This is a genomic window from Amycolatopsis solani, assembly GCF_033441515.1.
GTDB classification, from domain to species: domain Bacteria; phylum Actinomycetota; class Actinomycetes; order Mycobacteriales; family Pseudonocardiaceae; genus Amycolatopsis; species Amycolatopsis solani.
Genome location: NZ_JAWQJT010000001.1, coordinates 4126264 through 4145998, shown reverse-complemented (window position 1 = coordinate 4145998; position 19735 = coordinate 4126264). Strand labels below are relative to the sequence as shown.

Below are 19735 nucleotides of genomic sequence, written 5' to 3'. Positions count from 1 at the left end.
GTCAGGCCTGGGGCTGCTGCTGGCTCGCCAGGGTGCCGGCCGCCATCCGGCGGGCGACGTCCTTGCGCAGCCACAGCAGCCACAGCCAGATCGCCAGGAAGATGACGCCGAGCACGGTGATCGCGGGCAGCCAGAACACCAGCGCGATCAGCACCACCTGCAGCGCGAGGATCAGCGGCACGGCCCACGGGCGCTTGACGAACCCGCAGGTCACGACCAGCAGGACGGCCACCGCGATGACGGTCCAGCCGACGCCGGTGCTGATCCCGCCGCCGAGCTTGTTCACCACCGGGAGCGCGAGGGCGACCGTGATGCCCTCCATGATCAGGGTGCCCGACATCACGCCGCGGAAGCCCTTCATCGGGTCCTTCGGCTTGGGGGCTTCGGTCGGCTCGCTCACGCCGGCTCCTTCCCGAACAGCGTCCGCGTTTCGCCCGCGGTGACCACCGAGCCGGTGACGAGCACGCCACCGCCCGCGAGCGGCTCCTCGGGGTCGTCGCCGGCCTCCACCAGCGCGATCGCCGTCTCGATCGCCGTCTCCAGGTCGGTCTCGGCGACCACCCGGTCCTCGCCGAACACCGAGATCGCCAGCTGGTTGAGCTCGTCCAGCGGCATCGAGCGGGGCGAGGAGTTGCGCGTGACGACGATGTCCGAGACCACCGGCTCGAGCGCGTCGAGGATGCCGTGCGCGTCCTTTTCGGCCATCACGCCGACCACCGCGACCAGGCGGCGGAAGGCGAACTCCTCGGCGACGGTCGCCGCGAGCGCGCGGGCGCCGTGCGGGTTGTGGGCCGCGTCGATCATGACCGCGGGGGCCGCGCGGACCCGCTCCAGCCGTCCCGGGGTCTCGACCTCGGCGAACGCCTCGCGCACGGCCTCGATTACCAGCTGCTTGTCCTTGCCCGCGCCGAAGAACGCCTCGACCGCGGCCAGCGCGAGCGCGGCGTTCGCGGCCTGGTGGGCGCCGTGCAGCGGCAGGAAGATGTCGTCGTACACGCCGCCGAGGCCCTGCAGCTTCAGCAGCTGCCCGCCCACGGCGACTTCGCGCTCCAGCACGCCGAACTCGCTGCCGGCCCGCGCGACCGCCGCGTCGACCTCGACGGCGCGTTCCAGCAGCACCTTCTGCACCTCGGCGTCCTGCTCGGCGATGACGGCGACCGAGCCGGGCTTGATGATGCCCGCCTTTTCGCGCGCTGCGCTGACCGCGTCGGGCCCCAGGTACTCGACGTGGTCGAGCCCGATCGGGGTGATGACGGCGACGTCGGCGTCGGCGACGTTCGTGGCGTCCCAGGCGCCGCCGAGGCCCGCTTCGAGCACGGCGGCCTCGACCGGCGCGTCGGCGAAGGCGGCGAACGCCATCCCGGTGAGGATCTCGAACTTGGTCATCGCGACGCCGTCCGCGGCGGCACCGTCCACCATGGCGACGTACGGCGCGATGTCGTGCCACAGCTCGGCGTAGCGCGCCGCGGAGATCGGGTGGCCGTCGAGCGCGATCCGCTCGGTGACCAGCTGCAGGTGGGGGCTCGTGTAGCGGCCGACGCGCAGGCCCATCCGGGTCAGCAGCGCGTCGATCATCCGGGCCGTGGAGCCCTTGCCGTTCGTGCCGGCGACGTGCAGCACCGGGTAGCCCTTGTTCGGCTCGCCCAGCAGCTGCGTCAGCGCGGAGATCCGGGTCAGCGACGGCTCGATCTTCGTCTCCGGCCAGCGCTGGTTCAGCTCGGCCTCGACGGCCATCAGCTCGCGGCGGGCTTCGGGGCCGTCCGGGCTGCCGTAGACCTCGGGTGCGCCCTGGTCGTCGAGCTCGTGCAGCTCGGCGTCCTCGGGCACGGTCAGGTCGGGCACCGGGCCGGTGGCGAGGTTGTCGCCCAGCTGGCCGACGCCGCCGATGCCACCGCGCGCACCGCCGCCGGCCTCGAACGCGGTGTCGCGGACGTCCAGCTCGGGGTCGTGGTCGTCGGACTCCTCGTACCCCGACGTCCCCAGTTCGTCGACGCCCGCGAAGCTGTCCAGATCCGACAGGTCCGGCTTCCGACCTGTCTCATCCTGCGGCACTGACTCTCCTCCGGCCTGGGGTTTCGCACTTGCCTTCCGAGTCTACGTGCGTGGCGGATGGCACTCTCGACGCATGCCGTTCAACCACAACGACCACTACCACCCGCTCCTGCTGGACCTACTGCCACCGGGACCGGGCCTCGCGCTGGACGTCGGGTGCGGCACCGGCCGGTTCGCGCGGCGGCTGGCCGCGACCGGGATGGCGGTGGAGGCGATCGACGTCTCGGCGGCGATGGTCGAAGCGGCGGCGGGGCTCGGTTCGCCCGGGCCCGGCGAGATCGTCTACCGGCAGGCCGACGTCACCACCGACGCCCTGCCCGAGGCGCACTACGACTACATCTCCTGCCTGGCGTCCCTGCACCACCTGCCGTTCGAGACGCTCGCCAAGCTGCGGCGCGCGCTCGTGCCCGGCGGGGTGCTCGTGGTGCTCGCCCTGGCGCGGCCGAGCACGCTGCCGGACTGGGTGCGGGCGATCGCGGCGGTGCCGGTCAACGCGCTCGCCCGGCTGGTCGTCTACGCCGGCGAGCGGCTGAACGGCGGCGCGGAAGACGGCCCGAAGGCCCCGGTGGTCGACGACTACCCGACGCTGGCCGAGGTGCGCCGCGAGGCGGCCCGGCTGCTGCCAGGGAGCACCGTCCGCGTGCTGTTCTTCTGGCGCACGCTGATCACTTACCGTGAGCACGGCGAGGGTGACCCGACTGGCGGGTGAAGTCCCCACCCCGGCGGACCGGCGCTCGCTAGATGTGGAAGGGAGCGTTCCGCAGAACAGAACGGGGTCTTCATGCGCATCACCCGGCTGCTCGCCGTCGTCTTTTCGGCAGCCATCCTCCTGCCGGTGCCGGCCACCGCCGCGTCCGCGGCACCCATCGGCAGCTACGTCGCCCTCGGCGACTCCTACACCTCCGGGCCGTTCGTCCCGGTCCAGCGGCTCGACCCGCTCGGCTGCGGGCGGTCCACCGCGAACTACCCGTCGGTGCTGGCCGCGGCACTGCGGGCCGGCCGGTTCACCGACGTCAGCTGCGCCGGCGCGGACACCACGAACATGACGCGGCCGCAGGGCGTGCCGTTCAACGGCACCAACCCGCCGCAGCTCGGCGCGCTGCGGATCGACACCGACCTGGTCACGCTCGGCATCGGCGGCAACGACTACGGCGTGTTCAGCAGCCTGACCTCGACGTGCCCCGGCCTGCGGGCGAGCGACCCGACCGGCAACCCGTGCGAGCGGCACTTCGACGGCTCCGTGACATCGGCGATCGACAACATCGGGCCGCGGGTGGAGGCGGTGCTCGCCGCGATCCACGAGCGTGCGCCGCGGGCGCGGGTCCTGCTGGTCGGCTACCCGCGGATCGCGCCGGACAAGGGCTACTGCCCGGACGTGCTGCCGTTCGCCGACGGCGACTACGCGTGGCTGAACAGCGTCGAGGAAGCGCTGAACCGGACGCTCGCCGACGCCGCGGACGCGGACGGGAAAGCGGAGTTCGTCGACACCTTCGGCCCGTCACGCGGCCACGACGCCTGCGCGCGCGGCGGTTCGGCGTGGATCAACGGCAAGGACCAGAACGTCTTCGAGGCCGCCGCCTACCACCCGCTCAAGACGGGGATGGCGGGCATCGCGGCGGTCGTGCTCAAGGCGCTGCGCTAGCTCGGCCGAGGCGGCACTTTCCCTATGAAAGTGCCGCCTCGGCGAGCTCAGGAAGCCGGCAGGGCCGCGAGCCGCGTGGTGATGCGGTCGATGTCCGAGGCCGCGGTCTCCTTGCGGACCTTGATCTTGTCGATCACGGGGGCCGGGGCCTTCGCGATGAACGCCTCGTTGCCCAGCTTCGCCTCCGTCTGCGTCAGCTCCTTCCGGGCCGCCGCGAGGTCCTTCTCCAGGCGCTTGCGCTCGGCCGCCACGTCGACCGTGCCGGAGAGGTCCAGCTCCACCGTCACGACGCCGTCGGTCAGGGCCACCTCCAGGGACGCGCTCGCCGCGAAGTCCTCCGAAGGCGGAGTCAGGCGCACCAGCGACCGGACCGCCTCCTCGTGGCCGCCCGTGTAGCCCGCGAGGCGGGACGCCACCTTCTGGCCCGGCTTCAGGCCCTGGTCGGCGCGGAAGCGGCGGATCTCCGTCACCAGCTTCTGGACGTCCGCGATCCGCGCGTCGGCGACCGGGTCCGCGTAACCCTCGAAAGCAGTGGGCCACGAAGCGATCACCAGGGACTCACCGCCGGTCAGGGCCGTCCAGAGCTTCTCCGTGATGAACGGGATGAACGGGTGCAGCAGCCGCAGCACCGTGTCCAGCACGTGCCCCAGGACCGACCGCGTCGCCGCGACCCGCGCGTCATCGCCTTGGTACAGCTGGACCTTCGCCAGCTCCAGGTACCAGTCGCACAGCTCGTTCCAGGTGAACTGGTAGAGCGCGCCCGCCACCTTCGCGAACTGGAAGTCCTCGAACAGGCCGTCCACTTCGGACACCAGCGCGCTCAGGCGGCCCAGGATCCAGCGGTCGGACTCAGTGAGCGAAGCAGCGTCAGGCAACGGAGCAGAGACCGAAGCCCCGTTCATCATTGCGAACTTCGTGGCGTTCCACAGCTTCGTGCAGAAGTTGCGGGAGCCCGCCGCCCATTCGTCGGCCAGTGCCATGTCCGCGCCCGGGTTCGCGCCGCGGGCCAGGGTGAAGCGGGTGGCGTCCGCGCCGTACGCGTCCATCCACTCCAGCGGGTCGATCACGTTGCCGCGCGACTTCGACATCTTCTTGCCGTTCGCGTCGCGGATCAGGCCGTGCAGGTACACGTGGTCGAACGGCTGCTTCCCGGCCATCTGGTGCACGCCGAACATCATCATCCGGACCACCCAGAAGAACAGGATGTCGTAGCCCGTCGACAAAACACTCGTCGGGTAGAACTTCGCCAGGTCGTCGGAAGACGACGGCCAGCCCAGCGTCGACATCGGCCACAGGCCCGAGGAGAACCACGTGTCCAGCACGTCCGGGTCCTGCGTCCAGCCGTCACCCGACGGCGGCTGCTCGTCCGGGCCGACGCACACCACTTCGCCGTCCGGGCCGTAGTACACCGGGATGCGGTGGCCCCACCACAGCTGGCGCGAAATCGTCCAGTCGTGCATGTTGTCGACCCAGTCGAAGTACCGCTTGCCCAGCTCCGGCGGGTGGATCTGCGTGCGGCCGTCGCGCACCGCGTCGCCGGCCAGCTTGGCCAGCTCCTCGACCTTGACCCACCACTGCAGCGACAGCCGCGGCTCGACCACCGTGTCGCAGCGCGAGCAGTGCCCGACCGCGTGCACGTACGGGCGCTTCTCGGCGACGATCCGGCCCTGCTCGCGCAGCGCCGCGACCACCGCGGGCCGCGCCTCGAACCGGTCGAGGCCCTGGAACGGACCGGGCACCGTGATCTCGGCCTTCTCGTTCATCACCGTGAGCATCGGCAGGTCGTGGCGGCGGCCGATCTCGAAGTCGTTCGGGTCGTGCGCCGGGGTCACCTTGACCGCGCCGGTGCCGAACTCGGGGTCGACGTGCTTGTCGGCCACGATCGGGATGCGGCGGCCGGTCAGCGGGAGCTCGACCTCGGTGCCGACCAGGTGCGCGTACCGCTCGTCGTCCGGGTGGACGGCGACCGCGGTGTCGCCCAGCATCGTCTCGGCGCGGGTGGTCGCCACCACGATGGCGTCGCCGCCGTCGCCGTAGCGGATCGACACGAGTTCGCCGTCGTCGTCGTTGTGGTCGACTTCGATGTCCGACAGCGCGGTCTGGCAGCGCGGGCACCAGTTGATGATCCGCTCGGCGCGGTAGATCAGGCCCTCGTCGAAGAAGTTCTTGAACACCGTCTGGACGGCCTTGGACAGGTTCTCGTCCATGGTGAAGCGCTCGCGCGACCAATCGACGCCGTCGCCGAGGCGCTTCATCTGGCCCAGGATCTTGCCGCCGTACTCGGCCTTCCACTCCCAGACGCGCTCGACGAACTTCTCGCGGCCCAGGTCGTGGCGCGAAAGCCCCTCGCCGGCCAGCTGGCGCTCGACGACGTTCTGCGTCGCGATGCCGGCGTGGTCCATGCCCGGCAGCCACAGCACCTCGTAGCCCTGCATGCGACGGCGGCGGCTCATCGCGTCCATCAGGGTGTGGTTGAGGGCGTGGCCCATGTGCAGCGAACCGGTCACGTTCGGCGGCGGCAGTACGATCGAGAACGGCGGCTTCTCCGACGAGGCGTCGGCCGTGAAGTACCCGGCCGCTACCCAGCGGTCGTACATCGGTGCTTCCTCGGCGGCCGGGTCCCAGGCACCCGGAAGGTCGGTGGTCTGCTGCGGAGCGTTCTCGGTCACAATGGACAAGTCTACGAACCCGTCACGGCGGGTCACCCAGGGGGAAGGCACTCGGGATGGCAGAGCCTCAGCAGCCGCAGGATCCGGACGACCGGCGCCTCGAGACGCACCCGGACCTGATGAACCCCGATTGGCAGAAGTACGCCGAGCGGGACGCCTGGCTGGGCGCCAAGAAGGACCTCAAGAAGCGCCGCAAGCGCGAGCAGCGCGCGGGCGGCTACCAGCGGCCGGGGCAGAGCCGCTGGCCGGGCGTGCTGGCCCTGCTCCTCGTGGCCGGCCTGGTCGCCGCGGCGATCATCGTGCACCAGATCCAGGGCGTCGGCGTCAACGAGGACCCGTTCGTCTTCTTCGGCGTCAGCGCCTAGCACCGTGAGTCACCCCCGGAGCGGGGTGCATCACACCCAGATACACAGTCTGGACTGAACAGTTAAACTGTGTGCATGGGCGAAGTACCTCCGCACGTGGCCGAGAGCGCCGGCTGGATCCGCGGGGTCGTCGGGCAGCTGCACCGGCGGCTGCGCCAGGTCGACAACGCCGGGATCCTCACGCCGTCGCAGTCCGCCGTGCTCAACCGGCTGCACCGCGAGGGGCCGGCCACCCAAGGCGAGCTGGCCGCCGCCGAACACGTGCGGCAGCAGTCCATAGCCGCCACCCTCGGCGCACTCGACGAACTCGGCTACCTCGCCCGCACCCCCGACCCGGCCGACCGGCGGCGCGTCGTGCTCAGCCTCTCCGACGCCGGGCGCGACACCGTGCGCGGCATCCTGCAGCACCGCGAAGAGTGGCTGGCCCAGGCGCTGCTGGACGAGCTGTCCCCCGCCGAGATCGACACCGTCACGCGTGCTCTGCCCTTGTTGCAGCGCGTCGCCCAGCACTGAAGGAGCACCTCACGACCACCCTCACCGCACCCGCGAAGTTCGGCGCCCGCCTGGTCACCCCGCTGGTGGCCGGCGCGGTGCTCAACCCGATCAACTCCACCCTCATCGCCGTCGCGCTGGTGCCGATCGGGCAGAGCTTCGGCGCCGGGCCCGGCCGGACCGCCTGGCTGATCTCGGCGCTGTACCTCGCCACCGCGGTCGGGCAGCCGGTGGTCGGGCTGCTGGTGGACCGCCACGGCGCCCGCCGCGTCCTGCTGGGCGGCGCGACGCTGGTGATCGTCGCCGGGATCGCCGGCATGATCCCGCTCTCCGTGGAATGGCTGACGGGTGTACGGGTCGTGCTCGGCCTCGGCACGTGCGCCGGCTTCCCGGCCGCCATGGCCGTGTTGCGCCACCACGCCGAAGCGAGCGGCCAGGGCGTACCCGCCCGCGTGCTTTCGGTGCTGTCGATGTCCGCGCAGACGGTGATGGTGATCGGCCCGACGCTGGGCGGGCTGCTGATCGGGCTCTTCGGCTGGCCGGCGATCTTCGCCGTCAACATCCCGCTCGCCGGGCTGTCGCTGGTGCTGGCCTGGGCGTGGGTGCCGAAAGACGACCGCGGCGCGCACACCGCCACCCGCATCGACGTGCTCGGCATCACGCTGTTCTCCGCGACGCTGCTGGCGCTGCTGTTCTTCCTGATGAACCCGGGTGCCGAGGCCTGGCTGCTCGCTGTCGTCGCCGCTTTCGGGGCCGCCTTCGCGCTCGTCGAACTGCGGCGCGACCACCCGTTCCTCGACCTGCGGATGCTCGCGGCCAACCAGGCGATCCTGCGCACCTACCTGCGGCAGGCGCTGAGCTTCATGGCGATCTACGCGGTCATGTTCGGCTACGTCCAATGGCTCGAAACCACGCGGCGGCTGTCCGGGGAGGCGGCCGGGCTGATGCTGCTGCCGATGTCGGCCACGGCGGTCTGCGCGGCGGCCTTCTCCGGGCGCGCGTCCGGGATCAAGGCACGGCTGATCACCGTCGCGGTCGCGCTGGCCGGCGGCTCGGCGCTGCTGCTGTTCGTCCACGACGGCACGGGGGTGGGCGCGCTGCTCGCGCTGGCCGCGTTGTTCGGCCTCGCACAGGGCCTGACCAGCGTCGCGAACCAGACGACGCTGTACCGCGAAGCGCCCGCCGACCAGATGGGCACGGCGAGCGGCCTGTTCCGGACGGCCCAGTACCTCGGCGCGATCGTGGCCTCGACGCTCATCGCCCTCTGCTACGGCCCCCACGCGGACTCGGCGGGACTGCACCGGCTGGCCATCGCGCTGGTCGTCATCAGCGGCCTGCTGCTCGCCGTCACGATCGCCGACAAGGGACTCAAGCGCGACCCCTGTTAGCGCGCGCGGTGATCGAGGCGCACGATGAACGCATGACTCGCGAAGCGCCGGCGCAGGACGTGGACGAGACCCGCCTCGAGGTGGGCAAGCCGAAGGGGTGGGCGGCCGGGATACCCGGTGTCGCCGTGTCGCTCGCGCGCAGCGTCGAGCAGATGGGCACCGGCCGGACGATCAAGGCGTTGCGGCTGCTGAACCAGCGTGAAGGCTTCGACTGCCCCGGCTGCGCGTGGCCGGAACCGCGTGAGGTCGACGGCGAGAAGCGCAAGCTGGCCGAGTTCTGCGAGAACGGCGCCAAGGCCGTCGCCGAGGAAGCCACGAAACGACGGGTGGACCGCGACTTCTTCGCGCAGCACCCGATCGAGGACCTGCGCGCCAAGACCGACTACTGGCTCGGCCAGCAGGGCCGGATCACCGAGCCCTTCGTGCTTCGCGAAGGCGCGACGCACTACGAACCGATCTCCTGGGACGACGCGTTCGAGCTCGTCGCCGGCGAGCTGAAGGCGCTGACCGACCCGAACGAGGCGTTCTTCTACACCTCGGGCCGCACCAGCAACGAGGCCGCGTTCCTCTACCAGCTGATGGTGCGTTCCTTCGGCACCAACAACCTGCCGGACTGCTCCAACATGTGCCACGAGTCCTCGGGCGCGGCCCTGTCGGCCACCACCGGCGTCGGCAAGGGCTCGGTGAGCCTGGCCGACATCCACAAGGCCGACCTGATCGTCGTCGTCGGGCAGAACCCGGGCACCAACCACCCGCGGATGCTCTCGGCCCTCGAAGTCGCCAAGGGCCGCGGCGCGAAGGTCATCGCCGTGAACCCGCTGCCCGAAGCCGGGCTGATGCGGTTCAAGAACCCGCAGAACGTCCGCGGCGTCGTCGGCAAGGGGACGCCGCTGGCCGACGAGTTCGCCCAGATCCGCCTCGGCGGCGATCTGGCGCTCTTCCAGGCCGTCGGGCACCTGCTGCTCGCGTGGGACGAAGAAGCGCCGGGCACGATCGTCGACCGCGAGTTCGTCGCGCAGGCCACCGAGGGCTTCGACGACTACGCGAAGCACCTGCGGGAGATCGACTGGCCCGAGGTCGAGCAGGCCACCGGGCTGCCGCGCGAGCAGATCGAGCGCGTCGCGCGGATGATCGCCACGTCCGAGCGCACGATCTACTGCTGGGCGATGGGCCTGACGCAGCACAAGCACGCCGTGCCGACGATCTCGGAGATCGCGAACCTGGCGCTGGTGCGCGGGATGATCGGGAAGCCGGGCGCGGGCCTGTGCCCGGTGCGCGGGCACTCGAACGTCCAGGGCGACCGGACGATGGGCATCTGGGAGAAGATGCCGCAGTCCTTCATGGACGCCCTCGCCGCCGAGTTCGGCATCGACGTCCCGCGCGAGCACGGCCTCGACACCGTCGACACGATCCGCGCGCTGCGCGACGGCCGCGGCAAGGTCTTCTTCGCCGTCGGCGGCAACTTCGCGTCGGCGACGCCGGACACGGACGCCACCGAGAAGGCGCTCGAGTCGTGCTCGCTGACCGTGCACGTCTCGACCAAGCTCAACCGGTCGCACGTCGTGCACGGCCGCACCGCGCTGATCCTGCCGACGCTCGGGCGCACCGAGCGAGACGTCCAGGCGACCGGCGCGCAGTTCGTCACGGTCGAGGACTCGATGTCGCAGGTGCACACCTCACGCGGCCGCCTCGAGCCGGCCAGCGAGCACCTGCTGTCGGAGGTCGCGATCGTCAGCAGGCTCGCCGAGAAGCTGTTCGGCGCCGGGCACGCCGTGCCGTGGCGGACGTTCGAGGCCGACTACGACCTGATCCGCGACCGGATCTCGCGGGTCGTGCCGGGCTGCCACGACTACAACCGCCGGGTGCGCGAGCCGGACGGGTTCGTGCTGCCGCACGCGCCGCGCGACTCCCGCGAGTTCACCGGCACCGCCAACGGCAAGGGCAACTTCACGGTGTCGGAGCTGGAGTACCCGCGGGCGCCCGAGGGCAGGCTGCTGCTGCAGACGATGCGCAGCCACGACCAGTACAACACCACGATCTACGGGCTTTCCGACCGCTACCGCGGCATCGAGAACGCCCGCCGGGTGGTCCTCGTCAACCCCGACGACCTGGCCGGGCTCGGCGTGGCCGACGGCGCGCTGGTGGACCTCGTCTCCGAGTGGAGCGACGGCGACCGCCGCGCACCGGAGTTCCGCGTCGTGGCGTACCCGACGGCCCGCGGCTGCGCGGCGGCGTACTTCCCCGAAGCGAACGCGCTGGTCCCGCTGGATTCGGTGGCGGACAAGTCGAACACCCCGGTGTCGAAGGCGATCGTGGTGCGGCTCGAGCCTCAGCCGCGGTAGTCGCGCTGCAGTGTCTCGGTCATGCCGGTGACCACGGCCTGGACGTTGTCGAGGGTCGCCGGCGGGATGAGGGCGGCCTCCGTGCCGCCGTCGGCGATGGCCAGGCTCAGCACGACGTTGCCGGAGCGCACGGCTCCCCACTGCTCGGAGAACCCGGCCTCGTCGCCGACGCCGGTGGCGAGCCGGACGCCCGAGTGGTCGCCGAGCGCGTCGGTCATCAGCTGGGTGGCCTGGGCGGCGGCGTTGGCGGTGTCGGAGTCGGTGAACCGCACGACGGCGATCGTGACGACCCGGTAGTCCTGCGGGTTCGGCTTCCCGCCGCCGAGGTCTCGGGCGAACAGGCGCTTGCAGCCGGTGAGGTCGTTGCCCTCGGTCGAGCGGTCCTGCGGCACCACCTTGGCGTCGGCCGTCTTGATCGAGTCGGGCGGGACTTCGACGGTTCCCGGGGCCAGCCGGTCGCGGGTGTCCGCGCCGGGCAGCTTGCACGCGTCGATCGACTCGGGGTAGTGCGCGGTCCCGGACGCCGACTGGCACCCGGCGCACAGAACCGCGGAAGCGAGCACCGGAAGGAGCCACCCTCCGCGGGCAACGCTGATGCGCATAGGTTTCGGACTTTCGCTATTCTTTGAAATCGACTTTCCGGTTCGCCACCGGTCCGGTGATCTTTTCCGGTCCGTTCCGCGGTGCTCCCGCCGACGGTCATCGCACCCTGCCTCACCAGGCAGGCAGCGTCAAGACCACTCACCCGCGTGGTTCGCCGTGGTCCGGTCGGAGGAAAACACCATTGCGGGGCTTTGCGGAAAATCTTCGCGCGATTTCACGAAATCCGGCGCCGGGCGCCGTCAATTCACGCAGACGACCCCGCTCGAGGTGATCGGCTCGTCACCGGCCGCCGGGGCACCCCCGCCGCCGGTCGCGCCGGGGCCCGCGTACACCGAGCCGAGCACGACCTCGATGTGCCCGGCCGGCACCGCCGCCGACACCTGCGTCGTCAGCCCGCCCAGCAGCTTCGCCACCTCGGCGCCGCGGTCGGCCAGCTCGGCGCCGAAGCGCACCAGCGACGTCCGCCGCGTGGCCGTGTTGCCGGTCGCGCCGGGGGTGAACCCCTTGTCGCGCAGTAGGCCGGACACGCGCGCCGCGAGCCCTTCCCGCGGCCCCGCGTTGGAGACGTCGACGGTGGGCCCCTGCGCCTGCCCCGACGACGCCGGCGGCGCGACCGGGCCGATCAGGCTCGCCGCGAACGCCTTGACCGCATCCGGGTCGACCTGCACCGCGGTCGCGCGACGGTCCGCCGGGTCGTACCGGTAATCGGGGTTGACGATGGGGATCGTCTCGAACTGGATGCCGCCGCCGCTGACCCCGCGCATCTGGGCCACGAAGTCGAGCAGGTTCCACGACGCGTCGAGCACCACCGAGCGCTTCACCGCGTCGATGAGGTCCGAGAGCTTCCCGGGGTCCCCCAGCGTCCCCGCCGACAGCACCTGCCGCGCCAGCCCGGCGAGGAAGACCTGCTGGCGCCGGACGCGGTCGAAGTCGCCGCCCCGGAGGTTGTCGCGCTGCCGGACGAACGCGAGCGCGTCCGGGCCCGAGATCCGCTGCGGCCCGGCCGGGAAGTCGGCGCCCGAGTTCCGGTCCTGGGTGGCCGCCTTGAGGCAGACGTCGACGCCGCCGATCGCCTTGCTGATCTCGGCGAAGCTGAGCAGGTTGACCTCGGCGAAGTGGTCGATCTTGACGCCGGTGAGGTCCTCGACGGCCTGCCGGGTCGCGCGCCGCCCGGCGGTGAGGGCGCCCTGGTCGACCTTCGCCTTGTCGGTCTCGCCCGCGGTGCGCAGCCGCCGCGCCTCGGCGGCCTTCGCGCGCCCGAAGGCGGCGTTGATCTTGCCCTTGCCGCCGGGCATCGACACGTAGCTGTCGCGCGGGATGGAAAACGCTTTCACCTGCTTCGTCCCGTTCGGGATGCGCAGCACGATCAGGGTGTCGGTGAGGTCGTCGCCGTTGGCACCGACCCGCAGTTCCCGCAGCATGTCCGGCGATAGCGGGTTCCCCTGGGGATCGGTGCGGGCGTCCCGGCCGACGAGCAGGACGTCGAGCGAGCCGTCCGCGGGCTGCTCCCCCGGGCTGGTCTCGCCGTCGGCGTCGATCACGCTGTCGCGCGTGACTTCGTCGAGGGCGCGGAGGTTCGCGTAGCCGTACGCCGTGCCGCAGAAGACGACCAGCGCCAGCCCGGAGACGACGATCTTGCCCAGTGGGTGCACGCCCTACCGACGCGTCCCGCGCGACGGCTGCTGCACGGGTGAGCCAGGTCACATGCGCAGGTGGGAGGCGCCGTTGAGGTCGAGGATCGTGCCGGACGCCCAGGTCGCCTCGGCCGAAGCCAGGTAGACGACGGCCGCGGCGACCTCCTCGGGCGTGCCGACCCGGCCGAACGGGCTCTGCGCGCGCAGGGCGTCGTCGATCCGGTCCGCCACGCGCTCGGTGGCCGTGAAACCGGGCGCGACGGACGTCACGGAGATGCCGTGCGGCGCGAGGGAAACGGCGAGCGACTGGCCGAGTGAGTGCAGCGCGGCCTTGCTCGCGCCGTACGCCGGGTGGTCGGGCTCGCCCTTGAACGCCCCGCGCGACCCGATGTTGACGATCCGGCCGGGTGCGCCGCGCCCGATGAGGTGCCGGGCGACGCAGTAGCTCAGGTTCGCCGCGCCCACGAGGTTGACGTCGAGGGTGCGCCGCCAGACCCGCTGCCAGTCCGCGTAGGACACGGCGTCGACCGGGTGCGCGGTCTCCGCCGACGTCGCGACGGCGGCATTGTTGACCAGCACGTCGACCCCGCCGAGCCCGGATTCGGCGGCGTCGGCGATGCGCCGCGCCGCCTCCGGGTCGGCGAGGTCGCCGCTGATCAGCAGGTGCCCGTCGCCGTCCAGCCGCGAAAGCGTTTCCCCGGCGTCCGCGGCGCGGTGTCCGTAGTGGACGGCCACCCGGTCACCCCGCGCCGCGAACGCCGTGGCCACCGCACGCCCGATGCCGCGGGACGCGCCGGTGACGAGAACTCCCCTGCTCATCCGAAAAGCTGTACCAGCTTCAGGAACAGCTGGTACACGCCGTACCCGAACGGGATGACCACCCACGCCCAGGCCAGCACGATCAGCGGCACCCGGTTGGGCTTCGACGTCGAAGGCTCGCTCATCGGGCTTCACTCCTCGCGGCCGCCGGGACCGGCTCGTGGTACTTCTCCTTGACCGGGCGCACCAGCTCGTTGGCCACGAAGCCGACCACCAGCAGGCCGATCATGATGTAGAACGACAGCTCGTAGAGCGCCGGCCCGGACTTGCCCGCCGCCTTCTCGCTGTCGGCGATCCGGTTGACGATCAGCGGGCCGAGCACGCCGGCCACCGACCACGCGGTGAGCAGCCTGCCGTGGATCGCGCCGACCTGGTAGGTGCCGAAGAGGTCCTTCAGGTAGGCCGGGATCGTCGCGAACCCGCCGCCGTAGAAGGACAGGATCACCATCGCGCACAGGATGAACACGAGCTTCGACGAGTTCTCCGTGAGCGCGATCACCAGGTACAGCACCGCGCCGACGCCGAGGTAGGTGCGGTAGATGTTCTTGCGCCCGACCAGGTCCGAAGTGGACGACCAGACGAACCGGCCGAGCATGTTGCACAGCGACAGCAGCGCGACGAAGCCCGCCGCCGCGGCCGTGCCGACCGGGGTCGAGGTGTTCTTGAAGAAGTCGACGATCATCGGGGACGCCTTCTCCAGGATCCCGATGCCCGCGGTGACGTTGAAGCAGAGCACGACCCACAGGCACCAGAACTGCGGCGTCTTGATCGCGTTGGCGGCCGAGACGTTCGCCGTGCTGATCATCGCCTTGCCGTGGTCGGTCTTCGGCTCCCAGCCGGCCGGCTTCCAGTCGTCGGCGGGCACGCGCACGAGGAGCCACCCCATCGACATGAACACCGCGTAGACGAGGCCGTGGACCAGGAAGGCCGTCGCGATGGTGCCGGTGGTCGGCGTGGTGCCGAGCATCGACGACGACCACGGCGAGGCGATCAGCGCGCCGCCGCCGAAGCCCATGATCGCGATGCCGGTGGCCATGCCCGGCCGGTCCGGGAACCACTTGATCAGCGTCGACACCGGCGAGATGTAGCCGATGCCGAGCCCGACGCCGCCGATCCCGCCGTAGCCGAGGACGACCAGCCAGAACTGCCCGGTCGCCACCCCCAGCGCGGAGACGAGGAAGCCGCTGGCGAAGCAGCACATCGAGACGAACATCGCCCAGCGCGGGCCGTTCTTCTCCACGAGCGTGCCGCCGAAGGCCGCCGACAGGCCGAGCATGACGATGCCGAGCTGGAACGGCAGCGAGCTCTGCGTACCGTTGAGGTGCAGCGTCTTCTCGAGCGGGGTTTTGAACACGCTCCACGCGTAGGCCTGCCCGATCGACAGGTGTGCCGAAAGGGCCGCCGGCGGCACCAGCCAGCGCGTCCAGCCAGGCGGTGCCACGATCCGGGATCGGTCCAGGAAGCCGAGAGCCATCGGTTCCCTCCGTAGAGTGGGGATGATGGAGGGAATGTATTACTAAATACCCGGCGTTGCACCAGTGGAGTGTCAAACTTCCGGGCGGAGAAGGGTGAACGGATGGGCAGGGTGACCGTGCGCAGGCCGGTCCGGCGGATTTCGGCGACCGGCGACCGGCGCCGCCCCGACTCGCTCGCCGCCGAAGAGCCCCTCGAGCTGCGCGTCGGCGGCAAGGCGCTCGCCGTCACCATGCGCACCCCGGGCAACGACGTCGAGCTGGCCCACGGCTTCCTGCTGTCCGAAGGCGTGATCGGCGGCCGCGAGGACATCGCGGTCGCCCGCTACTGCGACGGCGTCGACGACCAGGGCCGCAACACCTACAACGTCCTCGACATCGCGCTGGCCCCGGGCGTGGCCCCGCCGGACACCGGCGTCGAGCGCAACTTCTACACCACCTCATCGTGTGGTGTCTGCGGCAAGGCCGCGCTCGACGCGGTCAAGCTCAAAACCCGCTTCTCCCCCGCCGACGCACCCTTCGCGGTGAAGACGGAGACTCTGGCGGGCCTGCCGGACGCGCTGCGCGCCCGCCAGAAGGTGTTCGCCACCACGGGCGGCCTGCACGCGGCGGCGCTGTTCACCCCGGACGGCGAGCTGGCGGTGGTCCGCGAAGACGTCGGGCGGCACAACGCGGTGGACAAGGTACTGGGCTGGGCCGTCCTCGAGGGTCGCGTCCCCGCGCCCGGCCACGGCCTCCTGGTGTCCGGGCGCGCGTCGTTCGAACTGGTGCAGAAGGCCGCGATGGCGGGCATCGGCCTGCTGGCGGCGGTGTCGGCCCCGTCGTCGCTGGCGGTGGAGCTGGCCGAGGAGAACGGCATGACCCTGATCGGCTTCCTGCGTGGCGACTCCATGAACCTCTACACCGGCGACCACCGGGTCTTGGTCTAGGCGCCGACCCAGTTGCCGTGGAAGCCGTTGGGCACGCGGTCGGGCAGGTGGATCGCCGCCACCGTCTCCAGCGTTTCGGCGTCCAGCACCGTGAGGTCGCTGCGCCGCGAAGCCGGGTCGTAGACGAAGCCCATGAGGACGCCGTCGTCCTCGGCCGCGTCGTCGTGACTCGGCACGAACACGAACTCACCCGGCTGCCGTCCGCCGCCGAACGCGCGCTCCTGGCGCGAGCCGGTGCGGAAGTCGTGCTTGAACAGGGAATCGCCCGGGTTCGCCTCGCCGTCGGTCGAGATCGCGTAGCCGTAGCGGTGGGGCCGGCCGACGAGCCGCTCGTCGACGCGCGGGAACTCCTGGCCCCGGTCGTCGAGCCGCTCCTCGATGACCTTGCCCGCGTTGAGGTCGACGGTCCAGCGGTCCAGCGTCGGGCCGCCCTCGCCTGGGCCGTGCAGCTCGCGGTCGAACATCTTCGGGTGGCGCACGACGTCCAGCACGATGCCGTCGCCGTCGTCGTAGGCGTTGAGCGGGTGGAAGACGTAGCAGGGCTCGACGTCGAACCAGCGGACGTCCCGGCTCTGGCCGTCCCGCGGCATCACGCCGATCCGCGCGGGGTACTTCTCGTTCCAGCGGTAGGGCAGGCCGCCGTTCGCGCCGATCTTGTTCGCCATCATCGCCGACACCGGATCCGGCACGCGCACCTTGCCGACCATCGCGGAGAGCACCAGCTTCGCGGGGGTGCGCAGCGCCGTGGGCACGTTGGCGGAGACCGCCATCCCGGCGTTGAACGTCACCGGCAAGTCGTAGAACACGACGTACTTCTCGGTCAGCGAGAAGTCGTGCATCATCGGTGACCCGGTGACCTCGACGTCGACCGTGCGGCGGGCGCGGCCGGCCGCGTCGATCACCGAGTACTGGACCTTGTTGCCCATGCCGAAGAAGTACGAGACGGCGTGCAGCTCGCCGGTGCGCGGGTCGCGCTTGGGGTGAGCGGTGTAGCCGCCCGGGAGCGTGCCGTCGAAGTCGCAGCGGCCGACGGTGTCGAGCTCTTCGGTCAGTTCGTAGATCGGCGCGCCCGCCTCGACCAGCGCGAGCGTCTTGCCGGCGTGGCCGATGACGTTGGTGTTCGCGCCGAGGGCGTCCAGGCCGCAGAACCGGCTCGCGTCTTCGCCGTTCAGCGTCGCGGTCACCGACGCGTTGCGCACCCAGCGGTTGCGGTACCACTCGGCCTTGCCGTCGCGCAGGCGCACGCCGTGGACCATGCCGTCGCCCATGAACCAGTGGTAGGCCGCCGGGTCCACTTCGGACAGCGGGTTGGGGCCGTTGCGCAGGTAGCGGCCGTCGAGGAACTCGGGGATCCGCCCGGTGACGGCGAGCTCGGTGATCGTGTGCTCCCGGCTGACCGGGGCGAAGTTTCCTTCGAGGAACTTGTTGCCCATTGCGTGACCCCTCCGCGCCGTCCATAACTCGGTTATGGATACAGGTATAACAGGGTTATGGGATACTGGCAAGCATGAGCCCCAAACCGCGCGCGACCGACGTCAAGGCCCGGCTCGTCGAGGCCGCCATCCGGCTGCTCGACGACGGCGGCCCGGAGACCCTGCAGGCCCGCAAGCTGGCGGCGGAGGTCGGCGTCTCGACGATGGCGGTGTACACGCACTTCGGCGGCATGGCCGCGCTGGTCGACGAGGTGGCGCGCGCGGGCTTCCTGCGGCTTTCGGAGTGGCTGGCCGAGGTCGGCGAGACCGGGGACCCGGTCGCGGACATCTTCAGCCTCGCCCGCACCTACCGGCAGGCGGTCGCCGAGCAGCCCCAGCTGTTCGCGGTCACGTTCGGCCAGTCCGCACCGGGCGGCAAGCGGGCGACGCTGTCCGACCTCACCACCGAGGAGGGCCGCGAAGCCGCTCCGGAGGGCTTGGAGGCGTTCGAGCACATCGTCCGCGCGACCGAACGGGCCATCGAGGCCGGCCGCTTCCGGCCCGCGGACAAGTACCAGGCCGCCGCCCAGCTGTGGAGCGCGCTGCACGGCTTCGTCACCCTGGAGGCGTCCGGCCACTTCGGGCCCGGCGAACAGGGCATAGACCACATTTTGATACCCCTCGGCATCACGCTCGCCGTGGGTCTCGGGGACACTGTGGACCGGGCCGAGCGCTCCACGGAGGTCGCGAAGGCGGCTTGGCGCGCGAGGACCCGAAACGCCGGGCAGGGTGGGAACGACTAACCCGGCGAGCGGGACGCGAGGGGAACGCGGAGCGGGTGCGCGGCGTCCTATGGGAGCAGGCGGGGGACGGAGACAGGTGAACGAGGAAAACGGGGACGCGGAGCACGCGGGCGGTGGGGACCAGCCGCAGCCCGCGAAGGCGGTCGCGGAGGCGGCGGTCCAGGGCGCGCGGCGCTGGCTGAGCCGCCGCTCGGTGCTGATCGCGGGCGCGTCGGGGCTGGCCGTGACCGGCCTGGCCGTGGGCACGGCGACCGGCAAGCTGCCGTTCAGCCAGGCCCTGCAGCGCACGCTGGGCGTGACGTCGTCGAACCCGACGACCCAGCTGGGCAGCACCCGCGTCGAGCGCGTCTACTCCGCGGCCCGCGGCCGGATGGTCGACCTGGTGTTCATCCTGCCGTCGAAGACCCCGCCCAAGGGGCTGCCGATGTCCCTCGTGCTGCACGGCCTGCACGGCAACGCCCGCAGCGCGGCCCCGACCGGCACGCTCAAGCAGCTCGCCAGCGACGTCGCCCGCAAGGCGGTCCCGTCCTTCGGCTTCGTGGCCGTCGACGGCGGCGACAACTACTGGCACCAGGTCCACCCCGGCGACGACCCGATGGCGATGCTGCTGGAGGAGGTCCCGCAGTGGCTGCGCGCCCGCGGCTTCGCCGGCCCGACCGGCCTCCCGTTCGCGTGCACGGGCGTCTCGATGGGCGGCTTCGGCGCCCTGGTCTACACCCGCCGCCGCGTGGAACGCCGCCAGCCGCCGTCCGCGGTGGCGACACTGGCCCCGGCGCTGATCACGTCGTGGCCGGAGATGGCCAAGCGCCACATCTTCCCGGACATCCAGGACTGGACGTCCCTGGACCCGCTGCGCCACATCGACGAGACCAAGGGCGTCCCCAACGGCATCTGGTGCGGCACGGAGGACTCGTTCATCACGGGCGTCCGGCGTTACATCGACGCGGCCCGCCCGGCGGTCGCCCACACGGCGCACGGCAAGCACGGTGACCCGTTCAACCGGACCGTGGTGCCTAGTTTGATCAGCTTCCTCGGCAAGCACGTCCCCCGCACGGACTGAGGCCTGCTCGGCTGGCCGGGGGGTCGCGAATGAGTCATTGGGGACCGCGGAGG

General features: G+C 71.3%; 18 protein-coding genes. 9 read left to right on the top strand and 9 right to left on the bottom strand.

The features are described from left to right. Position 1: 1 nt before the first annotated feature. Both SD460_RS19155 and folC read right to left on the bottom strand, forming a co-directional pair. A complete protein-coding gene (locus tag SD460_RS19155; protein WP_396126838.1) occupies positions 2-361 on the bottom strand; it encodes a DUF4233 domain-containing protein in 360 nt (119 codons plus the stop codon). A 35-nt stretch (positions 362-396) separates the two neighbouring features. Next, entirely contained in the window at positions 397-2052 is a 1656-nt protein-coding gene (gene folC / locus SD460_RS19150) for a bifunctional tetrahydrofolate synthase/dihydrofolate synthase (RefSeq protein WP_290055239.1), read from the bottom strand. Between the two features lie 73 nt (positions 2053-2125). On the opposite strand from folC, the gene SD460_RS19145 reads away from it, so the two are divergent. Together SD460_RS19145 and SD460_RS19140 are read left to right on the top strand one after the other, a co-directional pair. Beyond that, a complete protein-coding gene (locus tag SD460_RS19145) occupies positions 2126-2761 on the top strand; it encodes a class I SAM-dependent methyltransferase (RefSeq protein ID WP_290055241.1) in 636 nt (211 codons plus the stop codon). Positions 2762-2833: 72 nt separating this feature from the next. Then, a complete protein-coding gene (locus tag SD460_RS19140; RefSeq protein ID WP_290055243.1) occupies positions 2834-3694 on the top strand; it encodes an SGNH/GDSL hydrolase family protein in 861 nt (286 codons plus the stop codon). Positions 3695-3741: 47 nt separating this feature from the next. Here SD460_RS19140 and SD460_RS19135 read toward each other — a convergent pair whose 3' ends face one another. Continuing rightward, entirely contained in the window at positions 3742-6363 is a 2622-nt protein-coding gene (locus tag SD460_RS19135; protein WP_318306460.1) for a valine--tRNA ligase, read from the bottom strand. Positions 6364-6419: 56 nt separating this feature from the next. On the opposite strand from SD460_RS19135, the gene SD460_RS19130 reads away from it, so the two are divergent. The 4 genes from SD460_RS19130 to SD460_RS19115 all read left to right on the top strand — a co-directional run bounded on the left by SD460_RS19130 (position 6420) and on the right by SD460_RS19115 (position 10950). Further along, the gene (locus SD460_RS19130; RefSeq protein WP_290055247.1) at positions 6420-6728 is read left to right on the top strand and encodes a hypothetical protein; all 309 of its coding nucleotides are present in this window, start codon (positions 6420-6422) and stop codon (positions 6726-6728) included. A gap of 75 nt (positions 6729-6803) precedes the next feature. Beyond that, positions 6804-7241, top strand: a complete 438-nt coding sequence (locus SD460_RS19125) for a MarR family winged helix-turn-helix transcriptional regulator (protein WP_290055249.1) — start codon at positions 6804-6806, stop codon at positions 7239-7241. 65 nt (positions 7242-7306) lie between these two features. After that, complete coding sequence (locus SD460_RS19120; protein ID WP_318306459.1) at positions 7307-8608, top strand: MFS transporter; 1302 nt, start codon at positions 7307-7309, stop codon at positions 8606-8608. Positions 8609-8640: 32 nt separating this feature from the next. Continuing rightward, positions 8641-10950, top strand: coding sequence for an FdhF/YdeP family oxidoreductase (locus SD460_RS19115; protein WP_318306458.1), 2310 nt, complete (start codon positions 8641-8643; stop codon positions 10948-10950). On the opposite strand, the gene SD460_RS19110 is transcribed toward SD460_RS19115, so the two are convergent. From SD460_RS19110 to SD460_RS19090, 5 genes are all read right to left on the bottom strand, one after another. Next, positions 10938-11513 carry a hypothetical protein gene (locus SD460_RS19110; RefSeq protein ID WP_290055256.1) on the bottom strand — a complete coding sequence of 192 codons (576 nt, stop codon included), beginning with the start codon at positions 11511-11513 and terminating at the stop codon, positions 10938-10940. The two genes, SD460_RS19115 and SD460_RS19110, sit on opposite strands and share 13 nt — an antisense overlap. A 279-nt stretch (positions 11514-11792) precedes the next feature. Next, complete coding sequence (locus tag SD460_RS19105; protein WP_290055257.1) at positions 11793-13205, bottom strand: LCP family protein; 1413 nt, start codon at positions 13203-13205, stop codon at positions 11793-11795. Between the two features lie 48 nt (positions 13206-13253). Further along, positions 13254-14006 (bottom strand): SDR family NAD(P)-dependent oxidoreductase, encoded by a 753-nt coding sequence (locus SD460_RS19100; RefSeq protein WP_290055259.1) that lies wholly within the window; start codon positions 14004-14006, stop codon positions 13254-13256. Further along, positions 14003-14131 (bottom strand): MFS transporter small subunit, encoded by a 129-nt coding sequence (locus SD460_RS19095; RefSeq protein WP_290055261.1) that lies wholly within the window; start codon positions 14129-14131, stop codon positions 14003-14005. The genes SD460_RS19100 and SD460_RS19095 overlap by 4 nt, the downstream gene beginning before the upstream one ends. After that, a complete protein-coding gene (locus SD460_RS19090) occupies positions 14128-15480 on the bottom strand; it encodes an L-lactate MFS transporter (RefSeq protein ID WP_290055263.1) in 1353 nt (450 codons plus the stop codon). The genes SD460_RS19095 and SD460_RS19090 overlap by 4 nt, the downstream gene beginning before the upstream one ends. 102 nt (positions 15481-15582) lie before the next feature. Between SD460_RS19090 and fdhD the strand changes: the two genes are divergently transcribed. Beyond that, positions 15583-16407 carry a formate dehydrogenase accessory sulfurtransferase FdhD gene (gene fdhD, locus SD460_RS19085; RefSeq protein WP_290055265.1) on the top strand — a complete coding sequence of 275 codons (825 nt, stop codon included), beginning with the start codon at positions 15583-15585 and terminating at the stop codon, positions 16405-16407. Here the strand turns inward: fdhD and SD460_RS19080 are convergent. Beyond that, a complete protein-coding gene (locus SD460_RS19080) occupies positions 16404-17840 on the bottom strand; it encodes a carotenoid oxygenase family protein (protein ID WP_290055267.1) in 1437 nt (478 codons plus the stop codon). The genes fdhD and SD460_RS19080 overlap by 4 nt on opposite strands. A 74-nt stretch (positions 17841-17914) precedes the next feature. Between SD460_RS19080 and SD460_RS19075 the strand changes: the two genes are divergently transcribed. Both SD460_RS19075 and SD460_RS19070 read left to right on the top strand, forming a co-directional pair. Next, complete coding sequence (locus SD460_RS19075; RefSeq protein ID WP_290055269.1) at positions 17915-18622, top strand: TetR/AcrR family transcriptional regulator; 708 nt, start codon at positions 17915-17917, stop codon at positions 18620-18622. A 178-nt stretch (positions 18623-18800) separates the two neighbouring features. Beyond that, on the top strand, positions 18801-19682 hold the full coding sequence (locus SD460_RS19070) for an alpha/beta hydrolase (protein WP_290055308.1): 882 nt from the start codon (positions 18801-18803) through the stop codon (positions 19680-19682). Positions 19683-19735 lie beyond the last annotated feature (53 nt).